This window comes from Rhizobium aouanii (genome assembly GCF_037002925.1).
Taxonomy (GTDB): Bacteria; Pseudomonadota; Alphaproteobacteria; order Rhizobiales; family Rhizobiaceae; genus Rhizobium; species Rhizobium aouanii.
This window is the reverse complement of the sequence record NZ_JBAMYD010000022.1, coordinates 81,295-97,628: the sequence shown is the minus strand read 5'-3', so window position 1 is coordinate 97,628 and position 16,334 is coordinate 81,295. Positions and strand designations below refer to the sequence as shown.

At 60.1% G+C, this 16,334-nt stretch carries 14 protein-coding genes; 9 read left to right on the top strand and 5 right to left on the bottom strand.

Translation table 11 applies throughout. From position 1 onward, the window contains the following. A partial coding sequence (locus tag V8P77_RS30270; protein WP_335915862.1) for an AraC family transcriptional regulator occupies positions 1-593 on the bottom strand: 593 nt, incomplete at its 3' end. A 172-nt stretch (positions 594-765) separates the two neighbouring features. On the opposite strand from V8P77_RS30270, the gene V8P77_RS30265 reads away from it, so the two are divergent. Continuing rightward, positions 766-1,641, top strand: a complete 876-nt coding sequence (locus V8P77_RS30265) for a LysR family transcriptional regulator (protein WP_335915860.1) — start codon at positions 766-768, stop codon at positions 1,639-1,641. Positions 1,642-2,195: 554 nt separating this feature from the next. Here the strand turns inward: V8P77_RS30265 and V8P77_RS30260 are convergent. Next, a complete protein-coding gene (locus tag V8P77_RS30260) occupies positions 2,196-3,224 on the bottom strand; it encodes an SDR family oxidoreductase (RefSeq protein ID WP_335915859.1) in 1,029 nt (342 codons plus the stop codon). 100 nt (positions 3,225-3,324) lie between these two features. On the opposite strand from V8P77_RS30260, the gene V8P77_RS30255 reads away from it, so the two are divergent. Next, positions 3,325-4,251, top strand: coding sequence for an AraC family transcriptional regulator (locus V8P77_RS30255; protein WP_335915858.1), 927 nt, complete (start codon positions 3,325-3,327; stop codon positions 4,249-4,251). Positions 4,252-4,325: 74 nt separating this feature from the next. On the opposite strand, the gene V8P77_RS30250 is transcribed toward V8P77_RS30255, so the two are convergent. Next, complete coding sequence (locus V8P77_RS30250) at positions 4,326-4,949, bottom strand: plasmid pRiA4b ORF-3 family protein (RefSeq protein WP_335915857.1); 624 nt, start codon at positions 4,947-4,949, stop codon at positions 4,326-4,328. Between the two features lie 150 nt (positions 4,950-5,099). On the opposite strand from V8P77_RS30250, the gene V8P77_RS30245 reads away from it, so the two are divergent. Both V8P77_RS30245 and V8P77_RS30240 read left to right on the top strand, forming a co-directional pair. Next, positions 5,100-5,360 (top strand): hypothetical protein, encoded by a 261-nt coding sequence (locus V8P77_RS30245; RefSeq protein ID WP_335915870.1) that lies wholly within the window; start codon positions 5,100-5,102, stop codon positions 5,358-5,360. Beyond that, complete coding sequence (locus V8P77_RS30240) at positions 5,243-5,560, top strand: hypothetical protein (protein WP_335915869.1); 318 nt, start codon at positions 5,243-5,245, stop codon at positions 5,558-5,560. Before V8P77_RS30245 ends, V8P77_RS30240 begins: the two co-directional genes overlap by 118 nt. A gap of 292 nt (positions 5,561-5,852) precedes the next feature. Here the strand turns inward: V8P77_RS30240 and V8P77_RS30235 are convergent, their stop codons facing one another. Together V8P77_RS30235 and ligD are read right to left on the bottom strand one after the other, a co-directional pair. Continuing rightward, positions 5,853-6,626 carry an SOS response-associated peptidase gene (locus V8P77_RS30235; protein ID WP_335915856.1) on the bottom strand — a complete coding sequence of 258 codons (774 nt, stop codon included), beginning with the start codon at positions 6,624-6,626 and terminating at the stop codon, positions 5,853-5,855. A gap of 63 nt (positions 6,627-6,689) precedes the next feature. Next, on the bottom strand, positions 6,690-7,754 hold the full coding sequence (ligD, locus tag V8P77_RS30230; protein WP_335915855.1) for a non-homologous end-joining DNA ligase: 1,065 nt from the start codon (positions 7,752-7,754) through the stop codon (positions 6,690-6,692). 281 nt (positions 7,755-8,035) lie between these two features. Here ligD and V8P77_RS30225 point away from each other — a divergent pair, with 281 nt between their 5' ends. The 5 genes from V8P77_RS30225 to V8P77_RS30205 all read left to right on the top strand — a co-directional run bounded on the left by V8P77_RS30225 (position 8,036) and on the right by V8P77_RS30205 (position 16,152). Then, positions 8,036-8,788: an ImuA family protein gene (locus V8P77_RS30225; RefSeq protein ID WP_335915854.1), complete on the top strand. Its 753-nt coding sequence runs from the start codon at positions 8,036-8,038 to the stop codon at positions 8,786-8,788. Further along, positions 8,709-10,220 carry a Y-family DNA polymerase gene (locus tag V8P77_RS30220; RefSeq protein WP_335915852.1) on the top strand — a complete coding sequence of 504 codons (1,512 nt, stop codon included), beginning with the start codon at positions 8,709-8,711 and terminating at the stop codon, positions 10,218-10,220. The genes V8P77_RS30225 and V8P77_RS30220 overlap by 80 nt, the downstream gene beginning before the upstream one ends. Next, positions 10,217-13,471, top strand: coding sequence for an error-prone DNA polymerase (locus tag V8P77_RS30215; protein WP_335915850.1), 3,255 nt, complete (start codon positions 10,217-10,219; stop codon positions 13,469-13,471). Before V8P77_RS30220 ends, V8P77_RS30215 begins: the two co-directional genes overlap by 4 nt. 445 nt (positions 13,472-13,916) lie before the next feature. Then, on the top strand, positions 13,917-14,621 hold the full coding sequence (locus tag V8P77_RS30210) for a carbonic anhydrase (protein WP_335915849.1): 705 nt from the start codon (positions 13,917-13,919) through the stop codon (positions 14,619-14,621). A gap of 4 nt (positions 14,622-14,625) precedes the next feature. Next, positions 14,626-16,152, top strand: a complete 1,527-nt coding sequence (locus tag V8P77_RS30205) for a SulP family inorganic anion transporter (RefSeq protein WP_221970428.1) — start codon at positions 14,626-14,628, stop codon at positions 16,150-16,152. The last annotated feature ends 182 nt before the right edge of the window (positions 16,153-16,334 follow it).

Below are 16,334 nucleotides of genomic sequence, written 5' to 3'. Positions count from 1 at the left end.
ATGCAACGCCGCTCCGCCCAAGGCGCTAAGCCGCCATTTTCGGGGGAGAATGGGGCGCGGTGCAGTCGACACAACTCCGCCAGTATTTCGCACCCAGCTGCTTGCGCTAGCATTCGCGACGGCGCCCCCTCTTCGTCGCCTATCCGCCATAGCTGCCGAAATATCGAATGGATCAAAGGTGAGCGGAAGCATCTACCGTTATAAAGCTTCGAGCCCGTCAGTGAGAAGTTGCGATCTGCAGCCCAGTCGACAACCATTTGCCAGTACTCAATTGAAAAAGCGAGCGCGCGAGTATGATGCTCAGCATCGACGGTAAGCTTGTAATCTGCATTAGGTGGGGCGAGATAGAAGCCTCCTTTGAGGCTCGTCCCGGCGAAGGGGCCGCCGCCAAAATCGCCGCACAAGTGTAAGCCGCCGACCAAATCTTGATTTAGAACCATACTCGGCAACGCCATCCGAGAAAGATCTCCTTTGGGTCGGATGGCCTCCACCATGTCAAGCTTTGTGCCCGCCGACTTAAAAGTCAGAATATGCGGAGCAACGCTGCCTCTCTTGATCCAGTCAGCCCAAGTTTTGAAGGTCGGAGCCGTCATGACTTTTTCCTTACGGGATTCAAAAGCTAAATGCTCAAAACCGCCGGCCACTCAGACTGTGCCATCGCCGTGCTGAAATGTGGAGGATCACGACGGTTGACGGAATAGGGTTACATGTCGCATCATCCCGGACATAATGTCGTCAGTCCTTTCCATAGAGTCCCTTAGTGGCTTGGTCGCTTTTTCAGTTGCCGTGGAAACCGGGAGTTTCGCGGCCGCGGGGAGAAAGCTTGGGCTGTCTTCATCGGCCGTTGGCAAATCGGTGGAACGGCTTGAAGCGCGTTTAGGGCTGCGATTGCTCAACCGGACGACACGGTCCCTGGCTGTGACCGGTGAAGGCGACGTTCTCAATCGATACGTCGCGCGCATCTTGAAAGATCTACAAGATGCAGAGCAAGAGCTTCATCTGCTTCAAGCTGCGCCGAGAGGTCGCCTCAAAGTGAGCGTACCGACCGTGTTGGGGCGCAAGGTCATCATGCCGGCGTTGAGACGTTTCCAGGCCAAATTCCCGGATGTTACAACTGACGTTTTCCTCGATGATGTGAAGGTCGATATCATCGAAGGCGGCTACGACGTGGTCCTCCGGCTTGGTGAGTTGGACGAATCGACGTTGCGGGCGCGGAGGATTGGTCCCCATACGTTCACCACCTGTGCTTCCCCGTGTTATCTCACTCAGTCTGGCGTCCCGCAAGATCCGGCGGATCTTCAGAAACATGATTGCATTTTTTATCGTTTTCCGACGACCGGCCGTCCGGAGATATGGGCGTTTAAGAGCTCCAGTCAGTTAAAGCCGATTAAACCTGCTATCATTTTGAACGATGGCGAGGCACTTGCATCCGCAGCGCTTGGTGGTTTGGGGATTATTCAAGTACCAAGCTATCTCGTCAAAGACGACATAGCGGCCGGCCGCCTTCAACCCGTTCTTGAAGACTACACAGAAGAGCGAGGCAGCGTTTCGCTTGTGTGGCCTCCGATGTCTGCGCGGGCTCCAAAGGTTCGTGCTTTCATTGATTTTATGGCTGAACGGGTCTTCAACGAGCTGTACTGACGAGTACAACACCGTGTTATGCATACTGTGCAGCAAGACCTCGTTATCGCGGTCCGTCGTAGTATCCGCACCGCATACCGCTACGGGTAGGCTTTTGTCTGAGCGCCAAAAGCAATAGGCGCATCAGTCGATTTAATACCCTTATAGAAATTGGGCGGGACGCGGGTGTTTCGAGAACAAGCGAATTATCAGGCGTTTATCGAGATGATATTGCGTGTCGGTAGTTCGAGTCCCTTCAAGGCGCGCAAGGCTGGCTCGCTTTCGCAAGCGCCAAATTGGAAATGAAGATTAGCTGGCTGAACGTTGGCTTGGCGCCCGTCATGTCGATCGTTCAGGCATTTCGGAACGGGGCGTTAAGCTACCGTTCGCTATGGCGAGCAGATAGAGCCCCCAACGGCGGATTGCGTTGAAAAGTCGGCGTTGCTGTCGGTGGGAAGTTCTGATTCAGTCTTTCCAGAAATTGGGAGGACCTGGCGACGATGGGCGCTCGAGGCTGGCGAGACGGCAGGATGGGTCCGATCCCGTCCCCCCCGTCTCGGGCCATAGGGGCGCTCTCAGACGTTGATTATGCCGACCTCGATCATGCTCCGCGCGGCCGCCTCGATCGCCTCGGCGGGCGGTCGCGGTTGCCATCCCAAAAGCCGCCTGGCCTTGGCGCCGCTGGCCGACAGATCAATGCCAAGAAGCGGAAGAAGCGCTCTCACCTTGGCATCGGTCTCGGCTGCGGCCTTCATGTCTGCGTCCGACACCTCTTTGGTGGATACCTTTCGCGCCTGCTCGCCGAGGCGTTCCTTGAGAATCCTGGCTACATCGACGAGCCATAGCGCGTCACCAGAGGTCGCGAGAAAGCGTTCGCCCGCGGCGGCCGGATCAGTCATTGCCAGCAAGTGAAGGTCAGCCACATCGCGAACGTCAACAAAACAGGACTGGATCCTAGGCTGCCCGGGCTGGCCCTCGATCATGCCCTTCAGCATCATCAGCGAATGCGAGGTGTCCGGGCCAAGAGCCGGGCCCATGACGGCGGTCGGATTTATCGTTGCCAGTTCCATCTGACCGCGTCCATCGGAGATGAACTCCCAGGCGGCGCGCTCCGCCAACGTCTTCGATTTCTGATAAGGCGCGATAGGACCGTCGAGATCACTCCAATCCTCCTCGGTGAAGGGGCGACCGGGACTGGCCTTGCCAGCGCCAATGGCCCCGAAGGCGGAGGTCAGCACCACTCGTTTCACCCCAGCGTCGCGGGCCGCACGGAGCAGCCGAAGGTTGCCGTCGACGGCGGGCGGGATCCAGTCTTCTTCGCTCGCATAGTTTCCTGAGGGCGTGGAGGACGCGCTATGAATGGCATAGACGCAACCTTGCGCGGCGTCGGCCCATCCCTCGTCCTTGAGCAGGTCGGTCTCGACGAAGCTTAGCCGGTCCCCCGGCTCGGCGCCGCCATGGGCCAGATAGGCACGGACCTCTTCTTCCCGGTCGAGCGATCGAATCGCGGCCCGTACCCGGAAACCGGCGGCAAGCGCCGCGATGATCGTGTGCTGCCCGATAAATCCGGTTCCCCCGGTGATTAGGACTGTGTCGTCTGCCATAAATGCTCCGAAAGCGGTTAATGTCTTCAACCGTAAAATAGCCGGTCAAGTCGGATTGAGAATGCTTGAGCGTCTAAGATACATACGCGATAGTCCAAAGATGACTTCTGACGCACTCTCCGAAATTCTCCATCTCACAACCGTGGAATCGATGGTAACCGGTGGCTTTGACGCAGGGGGGCAATGGGCCCTCCGGTTTCCGGCCCCGAAGTCGATCAAGTTTTTCGCCCTGACTCAGGGCGCATGCTGGACGCAGATCGATGGCGAAGCGCCTGTGCGCTTCGAAGAAGGGGATGTCGGTCTTCTGACGGCGCAGCGCCCCTACACAGTATCGAGCGATCCGTCGGTGACGCCGCTCGACGCGATGGCGCTGTTTTCCGGGCGCGGCCGCTCGTTCGTCACCCTAGGCGATGCAGCGGATTGCAGTTATCTGGGAGGGCATGTCTTGCTCGATCCGACCAGCGGAACGCTTCTGTCGGAAGCCCTGCCGCCGTGGCTGCGCATCGACGGTACGACCGAGCAGGCCGGGCGGTTTCGGTGGTTGCTCGACGAACTGGTGACCGAGCGCACGCAGCGCCTTCCGGGAAACGCCCTTGTCGCATCGCAGCTGGCGCAATTGCTGTTCGTTCAGATTTTGCGGGCACAGATGAATGGCAACAGCCGCATTCCCCGGGGTTGGTTGCGCGCACTAGGCGATCCACGCCTCGCGCCGGCCGTGCAGCTCATGCATGAGGACCCGGCGCGCTCGTGGCATTTAGACGAACTGGCCCGGGCCTGCGCGATGTCGCGGTCGAGCTTCGCCGCGCGCTTTACCGCGACGGCAGGTATCGGGCCGCTCGGCTATCTTGCTCGGTGGCGTATTCACATTGCTTGCAAGGCGCTGCGGGACGACGATTTGCCGGTGGCATCGGTTGCCGCCCTGATAGGCTATTCCTCGCAAGGAGCGTTCAGCAATGCCTTCAAGCGGGCGACCGGCCTGTCGCCTTCTCTGTGGCGCGAAAGACAAGCGGGAGCCAACGCGGCTTGAAGCCGTTGCTGCGGGTCAGGATGGATGTAGGCTCGGGTTTTTTCGAGACGTTCCACTTCGAACCCTCACCCAACTCATTTCTTTGGGGCGGTTTTCGGTTTCGGTTGATAGAGACGCCGTTTGACGTTTGAGCGCAGAGCGTTGCGCACGTCCTTGTCTACCACCGACAGGTCGAACCATTCGGGATCAAAATAGCCACCGCACCAGTGAATGGTTTCGGCATATTCGGGATCTTCCCGATCGGCGATGATCTCCAGGAACCGCTCATATCTGGACACGCCACCAACATCCTCGGGCGGTCGCGCCCTCGCGCCGGCGACGCAGGTACCATGTTTAGGCGTCGCAGAAATCGTCAGGAATTCCTCGACCACGACGGTGTGCCGCCAGCTGTCCCCGAAATCATAATGGTAGCTGAAAGCAGAACATTGTTCGAAGTCCAGTAAACGAACCTCTTCCTGATCGAAAACACGAGGATCGTCATCGGCCGCATCCTCCATTAGGGTCTCGACGTCGCCATACCGCAGACCACCGATGCGGAATTCATAGAGATGATAGTTCCACCAATTGAATGCTGCTTGAATTCCGAGATGCAGATGCTCCAGGTTCCAATGGGTAGGCAGGACCAACCGGCGCCAGACGCCCGGGTCGATCTCGTCGATGGAAACTCTGATCTGCACAGCATTCGCGCGTTTGAACATGGCACAAATGAACAAGGTCGGAGGAGGGTCGTCAAGAAGGCCGCTCGATTGTAGTCATATTCGCATTGGCCTTCATTGATAGCGATCTGCCGGCTTGTGCAGCCTTTGACGCTTACTATCTCTGATACGACCCTGAACAGGAGCATCGCCATGGATCAAAGCGCGGCCGATCTGCTGCCGAAAGTCTGCATCGAAATTCTTCCGCCGGACCGCGAAGAGCCGTGCGCTTCGGATGCAACCACCTGTCCGTGTTGTCGAAAGTTGCGCCCGGCATCCAGCATGGACGAGGACGGCTGCGGGATCTGCGACGAGAAGCACCTCCTTCTGTTCCTGCGTCATTCGAATCCGCGCTTGCGAAATTGCCAGAAGGCTATGTTGACGGAATTTTTGGTAATCGATCATGGGGCGTGACCGTCAAGCGGTCGGAGGATGGCAAACGAACCTGGCTCTATGGCGAGGAGCTTGGCGGAACCGATATCGTCAGCTTTAACTTCTATCGATTGATTAGGTCGGGGCCGATGCTGAAGCCGTGCGAAATGTCCTCTGCGACGGTGGTCGAATTCGTTCTCGGCTTCGAGCCGAGTACGAAGAAAGCTGCGCCTCCACCATAATGGCCGAAAAATGAGCACAAGACCACATTGCATTGCAGCAAACGCATGGCTGTACTGCGATCTCAGCGCTAGCGATTGGGGCAGCCTCTGGTATCTTCAGGACATCGAAGCAATGCACCTCCTCCCGCAGAGCTTCGTGTTTCAGGCGACCCACTCCTCCTCCCAAGGGGAGCCTGACGGAACAGCGGCACTCCTCCTCCCAGCCGTTGTTCAATTGTTTGAAAAAGCCTGCCGCACCTCCTCCCTCGGCAGGCTTTTTCGTTTTCCGATACAATCAAGCTCAGATCAGGCGCTAAAATAAACTTCCCTGCTCGACCGGATCTCCGGATTTCGACACGATCGTGGATCCGTACGGTTCGCGTGAGGAAATGATCAGCGCGTCATTGGGTAGCGGCTTGGCCAGTTCCCTGGCCTCTTCCCAGGACGCCCGCATCCAGATGTCGGTCTCTTGCTTCGTCAGCAACAGGACCGGCATCGCCTTTCCATGGATTGGCTTCACCAGGTCATTGGGATCGGTGGTCAAGAAGCCATAGAGGTCGTCGGTGGTCAGCCCGTCCCTGACCTTTCGGACACTCTGCCATTGCGGCACATGGAGACCGGCAAAAAACATCAGCGGCTTACTTTCGTCGCGGGCGAACCAGGCGTTTGGCACGTTGCCGCCTTGCTCTTGGCTGGCCGGATCCGGCTCGGCGAAACTGGTGACCGGGACGAGGCATCTGTTTTCGACCCCGAACCATCGCGTCCAGTGCGGAAAACTGAGCTTGCGCACGTTGGTCGTACCGCGGTCGGCTTCCGTGCGGATCAGTTCCTCGAGATCGAACGGCTTGCCTTTGACCGCAAGTTTCTCGGCCTTGGCTTTGGCCCCCTTTTCAAGTGCGAAGCGCGGCGAGGGCAGTCCCCAGCGCGCATGGACCAGTTGCTTCTTCCCGTCGGCGGTGTTGCGGACGATCGGCCCCATCTGGTCGGGGTTCATCTGGTAGGCGGGCATCAGGTTGATCAGGCTTTCGGCGTCCTGGGCCCACTTCGCGACCCAGTCCTTGTCTTCCATGCGATAAAGATTGCACATAGCAGGCCATCTACTCCGCTTGAGCTCGAATGGTGGACAATCTAGCGGATGGCGCTGATTTCGCTAGTCGAGCCGGAAGACGTCGGCATTGTCCTGGCGTTCTCGCAAGCCCTTGTAGGATGGATGGCGAAGCTTTCCGTCTGTCGACCAGGCGCGAAACTCGATCTCGGCGATTAGGGTCGGTTCGACCCAGACAATATCGGTACCTCCGGAATAGGGCAGGGGCGGCTGCTTTCGCTTCCAGCGCAGCGTGTCCAGCATCTTCCGTATTCTGATCGCCTCACCTTCTTTGAAGCCGGTGCCGACACTTCCGACGTGGACGAGGTCGGCATCGCGGTAGGCGGCAAGCACCAGCGAGCCGAAGCCGGCAGGGGACGCTGTCGACCTCTCATAGCCGACAATGAAGAAGGCCTCGCTCTGGACGCATTTGACTTTCACCCAATCGCCGGTCCGGCCGGAACGGTAGGGCCGATCGAGGTGCTTGCCGACGATGCCTTCCAGGCCGAGGCGGCAGATATGCTCCAGGAGGACAGTCGGTTCGGCATCGAGTGTTTCCGATAGCCTGACGGCGCCGGCTTCATCATTGTTTGCGACGTTTAACGTGTCCTCGAGAAGGTGTCGGCGGGACCGGTATTCGACACCGCGCAGGTCGTGCCCGTCCAGATAAATAAGATCGAAAGCGTAAAGGACAGCGTTGGAGGCACGGTTTCCCGCCTGTTTGCCGGATGCGCCCAGCGATTGCTGCAGCAGCCCGAAATCCGGCCGACCCTCTTCATCAAGCACAACCGCCTCGCCATCGATGATCATCGTCGCCGGCCCGAGCGCTCGGGCGGCTTGCTCTATGGCCGGAAACCGATGCGTCCAGTCATGGCCGCCACGCGTGAGGATCCGGATCCCCTGGGGCTCGATATGAACGGCAAGGCGATAGCCATCCAATTTCAGCTCCCAGCTCCACTCCTTTCCTTTTGGGGGACGGGACTTCAGTTGCGCCAGCGCAGGCTCGACACGCTCAGGCATGGGATCGAACAGGAGCTGTGGTTGGGCGGGATTGCGCTTGCCTCGCGGCCGGGAACGGACCGGGGCCTCGGTGTCACGAAGAAGGGGTTTTGATCTCGCAGGCTTCGGCATGCCGACAGTTCAGCAGAAAAATCTTAAAGACACTGTGGCGATACCGACTTGTCCCCGCAATTCACACAAAGGGATTAGCGCCCGCAAACGCTCGGAAAAAAATCCGCCGCCCGCTATTGGGCTGATTTCCATGGGTATTCTGCCAATTTCTAATGTTCAGGATAATATTCCCATTCCTCCGGTTGCTTGACTCTTTTGCTGCTCGGGAACAGAAAGAGAACATCTGCATTTGTCTGACATGATGTCGGCCGCCAACACGACCTTGAAGGGAGCCGTGAACGATGACTGCTGCCCGTGAAAGGGTGATTTCCGATTTGCGCGAGCGCATCGCCTCGCTGGAGGGCGTGTCAGCCAGAAAGGCTGGTTGTCTCTCCTTCGGCGTGCCGGAAATCGATGCGGTGTTGCCGGGAGGTGGTCTGGCCTATGGCGCCCTGCACGAATTTGCAGGCGGCGGGTCGGGCACGGTGGATGGTGCGGCGGCGGCGCTCTTTGCGGCGGGCATCGCGGCCCGCACCAAAGGCCCGATCGTCTGGTGCCTGACGCGGCCAGACCTGTTTTTTCCCGCGCTCGCTGAGGTCGGCCTCCATCCCGACCGGGTGATCTTTGTCGAATCCGACAGGGAGGAAGACGTACTGGCAAACATGGAGGAAGGGCTGTCCTTTGGTGGGCTCGGCGCCGTGGTCGGTGAACTCGTTCGCCTGCCGATGGTCAGCTCGCGCCGGCTGCAGCTGGCGGCCGAGCGAACGGGCACGATGGCGCTTGCCGTGCGACGCTGGCGACGGCAGACGGAGGCCAATGATTTCGGGCAGCCGACGGCGTCGACCACGCGGTGGCGGGTCAGCGTCATGCCGTCGGAGGAATTGCCGGTGCCGGGTGTGGGAAGGGCCCAATGGTTGCTGGAATTGATGCGCGTGAAATCGGGTGAATGTGCTGAGTTTCTCGTGAGGGCGTGCGATGACAAGGGTCGTCTCGATCTATCTTCCGGATCTGCCGACGGATCGCATTCGTCGCGCCGATCCGTCTATTCCGCCTGAACAGGCGATCGCCGTGATCGCCAGGAGCGGCTCGAAGCGCTGGGTGTCGGCCGCCGACGCGGCCGCCCGAAAGGCCGGCGTGCATGTCGGCATGCCGGCGGCCAAGGCACAGGCGTTTTTCCGCGGCCTGATGCTGATCGAGGCGGATCCTGCAATGGATGCCGCAGCACTCGAACGCATAACCCTTTGGGCGCTGACGCTCTATTCGCCGATCGTCGCGGTCGATGGGATCGATGGCATCGTCATGGACACCGAGGGTGCCGACCACCTACAGGGCGGCGAGCTCGCCATGGTGACGAAGATCGCCAATCAGTTCCTGGCAAAGAAGCTCACTCCTCGGGTCGCGATCGCCGACACCTGGGGTGCAGCCCACGCCTGCGCCCGCGCCATCAGCCGCGAAACGGTCATCGTGCCTTCAGGTGAGACCGTCCGAGCCGTCGAAAAGCTGCCGATATCGTTGCTGCGCCTTCCCGGCAAAGTCGTCAGCGATCTGCGCACGCTCGGCTTCCAGACCATCGGCGAATTGGCCAACACGCCGCGCGCGCCGCTGACGCTCCGTTTCGGTCCGGAGATCGGCCGGCGGCTCGACCAGATGTTGGGCCGCGTCTGCGAGCAGATCGATCCGATCCGTACCCCTGAGCTCGTCGAGGTGAGCCGCGCCTTCGCCGAGCCGATCGGTGCTGCCGAAACCATCAACAAATATGTCGGCCGGCTGGTCGTGCAACTGATCGAGGAGCTGCAAAGGCGCGGCCTTGGTGTTCGGCGCGCCGACCTGATCGTCGAAAAGGTTGACGGGACGCGGCAGGCAATCCGCGCCGGCACGGTGAAGCCGGTGCGCGATGTCGCCTGGCTGACCAAGCTGTTTCGCGACCGGACGGAAAAGATCGAGCCCGGCTTCGGGATCGAGAAGCTCAACCTGGTTGCGGTGATGACTGAGCCGCTGGAGGAGCGCCAGAAGTCGTCGTCGCTGGTCGAGGACGAGGTCACCGACGTCACGCCACTGATCGATATCTACGGCAACCGAGGCCAGCGTGTTTATCGGGTGGCACCCGTTGCGTCCGACGTGCCGGAGCGCTCCGTCCAGCGCATCAGCGCCGCGGCCGACCTGATCGAGGTTGCCTGGGTCAGGCATTGGCGCCGGCCGGTCCGGCTGCTGGCCCGCCCGGAGCTGATCGAGGCCATCGCCTTGCTGCCGGACCGGCCGCCGGTCTCGATCACGTGGCGCGGCAAGCGGCGGAAGGTCAAGCGCGCCGACGGTCCGGAACGGATCTTTGGCGAGTGGTGGCGGCGCGACGCGGAGATGGAGGCGGTGAGGGATTATTTCGTCATCGAAGACGAGGCTGGCGAGCGTCTCTGGGTGTTTCGCTCCGGTGATGGCATCGATCCCGAAACCGGAAGCCACCGCTGGTTCTGCCATGGGATCTTCGCATGAGTTATGCCGAGCTGCAGGTCACGACCCATTTTTCCTTTCTGCGCGGTGCAAGCTCGGCGCAGGAACTGTTCGAGACCGCCAAGGCTCTCGGTATCGAAGTCCTCGGCATCGTCGATCGCAATTCGCTGGCGGGGATTGTCCGGGCGCTCGAAGCATCGCGCGCCACGGGATTACGCCTCGTTGTCGGTTGCCGGCTCGATCTACAAGACGGTATGTCGGTGCTGGTCTATCCGACCGACCGGGCTGCCTATTCCCGGCTGACCCGTCTCATCACGCTCGGCAAGTCGCGCGGCGGCAAGAACAACTGTATCCTGCACTGGGACGACGTCATCGCATACAACGACGGCATGATTGGCGTGCTGGTGCCGGATCTGCCGGATGACGCCTGCGCGATCCAGCTGCGCAAGATGGCGGAGGTGTTTGGGGATCGGGCCTATGTGTCGCTTTGTCTGCGGCGCCGGCAGAACGACCAGCTGCGGCTGCATGAGATTTCCAATCTCGCGGCGCGGCTCAGGGTGCGGACGGTCGTCACCAATGATGTCCTCTTCCATGAGCCAGGCCGCCGGCAGTTACAGGACATCGTTACCTGCATTCGCACCCGCACGACGATCGACGAGGTCGGTTTCGAGCGCGAGCGCCACGCCGATCGCTACCTGAAGCCGCCGGACGAAATGGAGCGTTTGTTTCCGCGATATCCCGAGGCCCTCGCGCGAACCATGGAGATCGTCCGTCGGTGCACTTTTTCGCTTGAGGAGCTCACCTACCAATATCCGGAGGAGGCGATCGTACCGGGCAAGGATGCCCAGGCTTCGCTGGAGCATTACGTCTGGCAATGCGTGCCCGATCGCTATCCCGAAGGACTGCCGCCCGATGTGTTGAAGGTCGTGCGCCACGAGCTCGATCTGATCCGCACCATGAAATACGCGCCCTATTTTCTGACCGTCTTCTCGATCGTGCGCTATGCCCGGTCTCAAGGCATCCTTTGCCAGGGCAGAGGCTCCGCCGCCAACAGCGCCGTCTGCTACATTCTCGGTATCACCAGCATCGATCCCTCGACAAACGATCTTCTGTTCGAACGCTTCGTCAGCCAGGAGCGCGACGAGCCGCCGGATATCGATGTGGATTTCGAGCACGAGCGGCGCGAGGAGGTGATCCAGTGGATCTATCGAACCTATACCAGAGAAAAGGCAGCGCTCTGCGCCACCGTGACCCGCTACCGGGCGCGCGGCGCGATCCGCGATGTCGGCAAGGCGCTCGGTCTGCCGGAGGACGTGATCAAGGCGCTGTCGTCGGGCATGTGGGCCTGGTCGGAGGAGGTCTGCGATCGCAATGTCCGCGAGCTCAATCTCAATCCGGACGACCGGCGTCTTGTGCTGACCTTGAAGCTCGCCCAGCAATTGATGGGGGCGCCACGGCATCTCGGCCAGCATCCGGGCGGGTTCGTCCTCACCCATGACCGGCTCGACGATCTGGTGCCGATCGAGCCGGCCACGATGAAGGACCGGCAGATCATCGAATGGGACAAGGACGATGTCGAAGCCCTGAAGTTTATGAAGGTCGATGTCTTGGCTCTCGGCATGCTGACCTGCATGGCGAAAGCGTTCAAGCTCATCGAGGAGCACAACGGTCGGACGCTCGACCTTGCCGTCGAACAGGAGGATCAGGCGACCTATGCGATGATCCGCAAGGCCGATACGCTCGGCACCTTCCAGATCGAGAGCCGCGCCCAAATGGCGATGCTGCCACGCCTGAAACCGCGCACATTTTATGATCTTGTCGTCCAGGTGGCGATCGTCCGGCCAGGGCCGATCCAGGGCGACATGGTGCATCCTTATCTTCGCCGACGAGAAGGCAAGGAGGCGGTTGAATATCCGACGCCCGAGCTTGAGGCGGTGCTCGGCAAGACGCTCGGCGTGCCGCTGTTTCAGGAGTCGGCGATGCGGGTCGCGATGGTCTGCGCCGGCTTCACCGGTGGCGAGGCCGACCAACTGCGCAAGTCGATGGCGACCTTCAAGTTCACAGGCGGCGTCTCGCGGTTCAAGGACAAGCTGGTATCGGGGATGGTGAGGAATGGCTACACGCCGGAATTCGCCGAGAAGACTTTCTCGCAGCTTGAAGGATTCGGAAGCTACGGCTTTCCGGAGAGCCATGCGGCTTCGTTCGCGCTGATCGCCTATGCGTCGAGCTACATCAAATGCCATTATCCGGAAGCCTTCTGCGCGGCGCTCATCAATTCGCAGCCGATGGGTTTTTACGCGCCTGCGCAGATCGTCGGCGACGCGAGAGCCCACGACGTCGAGGTACGGCCGGTCTGCATCAATCGGTCCCGGTGGGACTGTACGCTGGAGCGGATCGGCAATACTGGCCGCCATGCCGTCCGGCTCGGTTTCCGACAGGTGAAAGGACTGGCGGCCGCTGACGCGGCGCGCATTGTCGCGGCACGCATGAACCACGCCTTTGTCTCCGTTGACGATATGTGGCGTCGATCCGGCGTGCCATCGGAGGCGCTCGTCCAGCTTGCCAAGGCCGATGCCTTTCTGCCGTCGCTGAAGCTTGAACGCCGCGACGCGCTTTGGGCGATCAAGGCGCTGCGCGATGAACCCTTGCCGCTGTTTGCCGCCGCGGCCGAACGGGAGATGGCGGCGATCGCAGAGCAGCAGGAGCCGGAGGTGGCACTTCGGCAGATGACGGACGGGCATAACGTCATTGAGGACTACAGCCATACCGGACTGACATTGCGGCAGCATCCGATCGCCTTCCTGCGCAAGGATTTGTCAGTGCGCAACATCATCACCTGTGCCGAGGCGATGAATTCGAGGGACGGGCGGTGGGTCTATACATCAGGTCTTGTGCTGGTGCGGCAAATGCCAGGATCGGCCAAGGGCGTCATGTTCATCACCATCGAGGACGAGACCGGGCCTGCCAATCTCGTCGTCTGGCCGACGCTGTTTGAAAAACGACGGCGGGTCGTTCTCGGGTCGTCGATGATGGCGATCAATGGCCGGATTCAGCGGGAAGGGGAGGTCGTCCATCTTGTCGCCCAGCAGCTGTTCGACCTCTCAGGCGATCTGCTCGGGCTTGCCGATCGTGATGAAGAGTTCAAGCTTCCGGCCGGTCGTGGTGATGAGTTTGCCAGAGGCGGAGGGCCTGATCCACGGGACAAGCCGAAGCCTGTTGTCGCCGCGCGCGACATGTTTGTGCCTGACCTTCATATCGATACATTGAAGGTGAAGAGCCGGAATTTTCACTAACAAAACCCAGCGCGATTGAACACTTCGCACGAGTGGCTGCGCGGTGATCGCCTGAGGCCGAAGCGAGGTCCTGCCGCTCTTGGCCTTCCTCCAGTGGCGCTTGACGCCGCCGATCGGCGCCCATGCCTGGGTGAAGATGCCGAGCTTGTTGTGCGCTCGGTCAGAGCCTTCTGGACGAAGAATGCAGTTCGACCTGGTGAGCCAACGGCCAGTCGTTCAGGCCACTTGCCGAACTCCATGTTTGCCAGCGCGATCACGAAATTGGGCGATATCAGCGGCAACTGCAGATCACATTTGTTCAAATAATGTTGCGATGCAATATGCTCCGCGGCTCTTCTTTTGCTCTCGTCTTGTCCTTTATTGTGCACGTGCGAACAGATCGCTTCTGCAACCCGCCGGACGACAGACATTCCTCCCAGTGTCCGGCCAGAAAGAGGATCCGAATATGGGTGATCTCCTGAAAGGCATCTCCAGTTTTCGCGGCGCCGTGTTCCCGACCCACTCGGCGCTCTACCGCAAACTCGCGCGCGAAGGCCAGCAGCCCCATGCGCTGATGATATCTTGCGCCGACAGCCGCGTGATGCCGGAAACGATAACGCAGTCCGGCCCCGGCGATCTCTTCGTCTGCCGCAATGCAGGCAATATCGTTCCACCCTTCTCGACCCTCAACGGCGGCGTCTCGTCCGCAATCGAATACGCCATCCTGGCCCTCGGCGTCAGTGACATTATCGTCTGCGGTCACTCCGATTGCGGGGCGATGAAAGGGCTGTGCCACCCACAAATGCTGGAACCAATGCCGAATGTCGCGGCCTGGCTGCGGCACAGCCACGCCGCTTATTCGATTGTTTGCCAGGCCTATCCCGACGATCTTTCCGACGCTGAGCGTGTACGTGCGGTAGCGATGGAAAATGTGGTCGTACAGATTGACCACCTGAAGACCCATCCATCAGTGGCGGCAAAGCTCGCGACCAGCGAAATCACACTCCACGGCTGGTTCTTCGATATCGAGACGGGTGAGGTCCAGGTCTATGACGGGGTTCTGGCCAGGTTTACGGAGGTACAGGAGAGGGAGCCGCTGCCGGTCGCCTTCACAGGACGAGGCCATCCGCATGTCATGCCGCGGATTGCCGCAGCGCTTGCAGGGGAGTAGTGCCATGACAAACACCGGCTCTGTTTCACGCGACCTCGCTTCGTCTCTCGTGGTTTTCCTTGTTGCTATTCCGCTCTGCCTGGGCATTGCAATCGCATCGGGGGTGCCCGCGGCCATGGGGCTGATCTCCGGTATCGTAGGAGGGCTGGTCGTGGGCGTGCTGGCAGGCTCACCTCTTCAGGTCTCCGGGCCTGCCGCCGGTCTTGCCGTGATCGTCTTCGGCTTCGTCGAACAGCATGGCATTGCCATGCTCGGTCCTGTGCTGCTCGTTGTCGGACTTCTGCAGATCGTGGCGGGTTTCCTGAGAATCGGCTCCTGGTTCAGAGCGATTTCTCCGGCGGTGGTTCATGGGATGCTGGCCGGCATCGGCATTTTGATCATCCTGGGACAGATCCATGTTCTCATGGGTGCCAAGCCCGCAGCAGGCGGCATAGAGAACGTCACCGCCATCGACGAGAGCGTCAGCCGGTTAACGGGCACCAATGTCACCAACGAGGCCGTCGCACTGTTGGTCGGCCTCATCGCTCTTCTTGCGATGGTGTGTTGGGAGAAATTCCGCCCGAAATCACTGTCGCTGGTCCCGGGAGCTCTTGTCGGTGTTGCTGCCGCTACAATCTTGACAATCACGCTTGAACTCCCGATCGCCCGCGTGGACGTGCCCGCCTCTCTAGTTGACAGCATATCCTTTCCGACGGCCGGGAATTTCGCCCAGCTTGTGCAGCCGGGCATTATTTTAATGACGTTGATGATTGCCGTCATTGCAAGCGCCGAAACGCTTCTTTCCGCGGCCGCCGTCGACCGAATGCACGATGGAGAACGTACCCGCTTCAACAAGGAACTATTCGCCCAAGGCGTCGGTAACGGCCTTTGTGGATTGCTCGGGGCATTGCCGATCACGGGTGTCATTGTTCGATCATCGGCCAATATCCAGGCTGGAGCTCGCACGCGCACCTCGGCAATATTACATGGCGTTTGGATCCTGGCGTTGGTGGCGCTTTTACCGGGCGTGTTGGGAATGGTGCCGTTGACGGCGCTTGCCGCCGTCCTGCTCGTCACTGGCTGGAGGCTGATCAGTCTCCACCATGTGCGTCACTTGTTCGAGCACCATGGTCTCGTACCGGTCGGAATATGGGCAGTGACGGTGGCCATGGTCGTCCTGCAGGATTTGCTGGTCGGCGTGGCGCTCGGCCTTGCGCTGTCGATTCTGGAAATTCTCCCCTATCTGCGTCGAAAGCTTGTGATCAGGCATGCTGAGGTCGATAACGAAATCCATGTCCGTTTGCGCGGAGCGGTCACCTGCAAAGACGTGCCGGCGCTACTCAGCACGTTCGAAGGGCTACCCGACGGCCGTAAAGTCAATATCATCGGCAAACACCTGTTTTACATTGATCACACCAGCGCTGAGACCATCAGCGAATGGCTTAGGCGCGAGACGAAATCCGGCCGAAACATCGAGATCCATCCGCCTCGGGCGGCACGGCATCCCCGCCTGAAGCCGCTATTTGCGCGGTTTTCTGCCGAAGTTGCATGACGTTTGCGGGAGGGCGATCCGTTGCCCTCCCTGTCTCATTGCGCTGAGCTGTAAAGTCAATTCGGTCGGATCGGTCTCTTCGACATGGACGACGTCTCCGAGACGCTCTTGGAAGTGAAGCGACGTGCTGCGACACTCGTCGCCGTGGCAAGGCCAGCAACCGCAAAAACGATTGTACCTTC

What these genes read in the sequence shown, in the direction of transcription:
- V8P77_RS30260 (WP_335915859.1), bottom strand. Translation starts at nt 3,224, where the DNA reads ATGGCAGACGACACAGTCCTAATCACCGGGGGAACCGGATTTATCGGG.
- V8P77_RS30255 (WP_335915858.1), top strand. Translation starts at nt 3,325, where the DNA reads ATGACTTCTGACGCACTCTCCGAAATTCTCCATCTCACAACCGTGGAA.
- V8P77_RS30250 (WP_335915857.1), bottom strand. Translation starts at nt 4,949, where the DNA reads ATGTTCAAACGCGCGAATGCTGTGCAGATCAGAGTTTCCATCGACGAG.
- V8P77_RS30245 (WP_335915870.1), top strand. Translation starts at nt 5,100, where the DNA reads ATGGATCAAAGCGCGGCCGATCTGCTGCCGAAAGTCTGCATCGAAATT.
- V8P77_RS30235 (WP_335915856.1), bottom strand. Translation starts at nt 6,626, where the DNA reads ATGTGCAATCTTTATCGCATGGAAGACAAGGACTGGGTCGCGAAGTGG.
- ligD (WP_335915855.1), bottom strand. Translation starts at nt 7,754, where the DNA reads ATGCCGAAGCCTGCGAGATCAAAACCCCTTCTTCGTGACACCGAGGCC.
- V8P77_RS30225 (WP_335915854.1), top strand. Translation starts at nt 8,036, where the DNA reads ATGACTGCTGCCCGTGAAAGGGTGATTTCCGATTTGCGCGAGCGCATC.
- V8P77_RS30220 (WP_335915852.1), top strand. Translation starts at nt 8,709, where the DNA reads ATGACAAGGGTCGTCTCGATCTATCTTCCGGATCTGCCGACGGATCGC.
- V8P77_RS30215 (WP_335915850.1), top strand. Translation starts at nt 10,217, where the DNA reads ATGAGTTATGCCGAGCTGCAGGTCACGACCCATTTTTCCTTTCTGCGC.
- V8P77_RS30210 (WP_335915849.1), top strand. Translation starts at nt 13,917, where the DNA reads ATGGGTGATCTCCTGAAAGGCATCTCCAGTTTTCGCGGCGCCGTGTTC.
- V8P77_RS30205 (WP_221970428.1), top strand. Translation starts at nt 14,626, where the DNA reads ATGACAAACACCGGCTCTGTTTCACGCGACCTCGCTTCGTCTCTCGTG.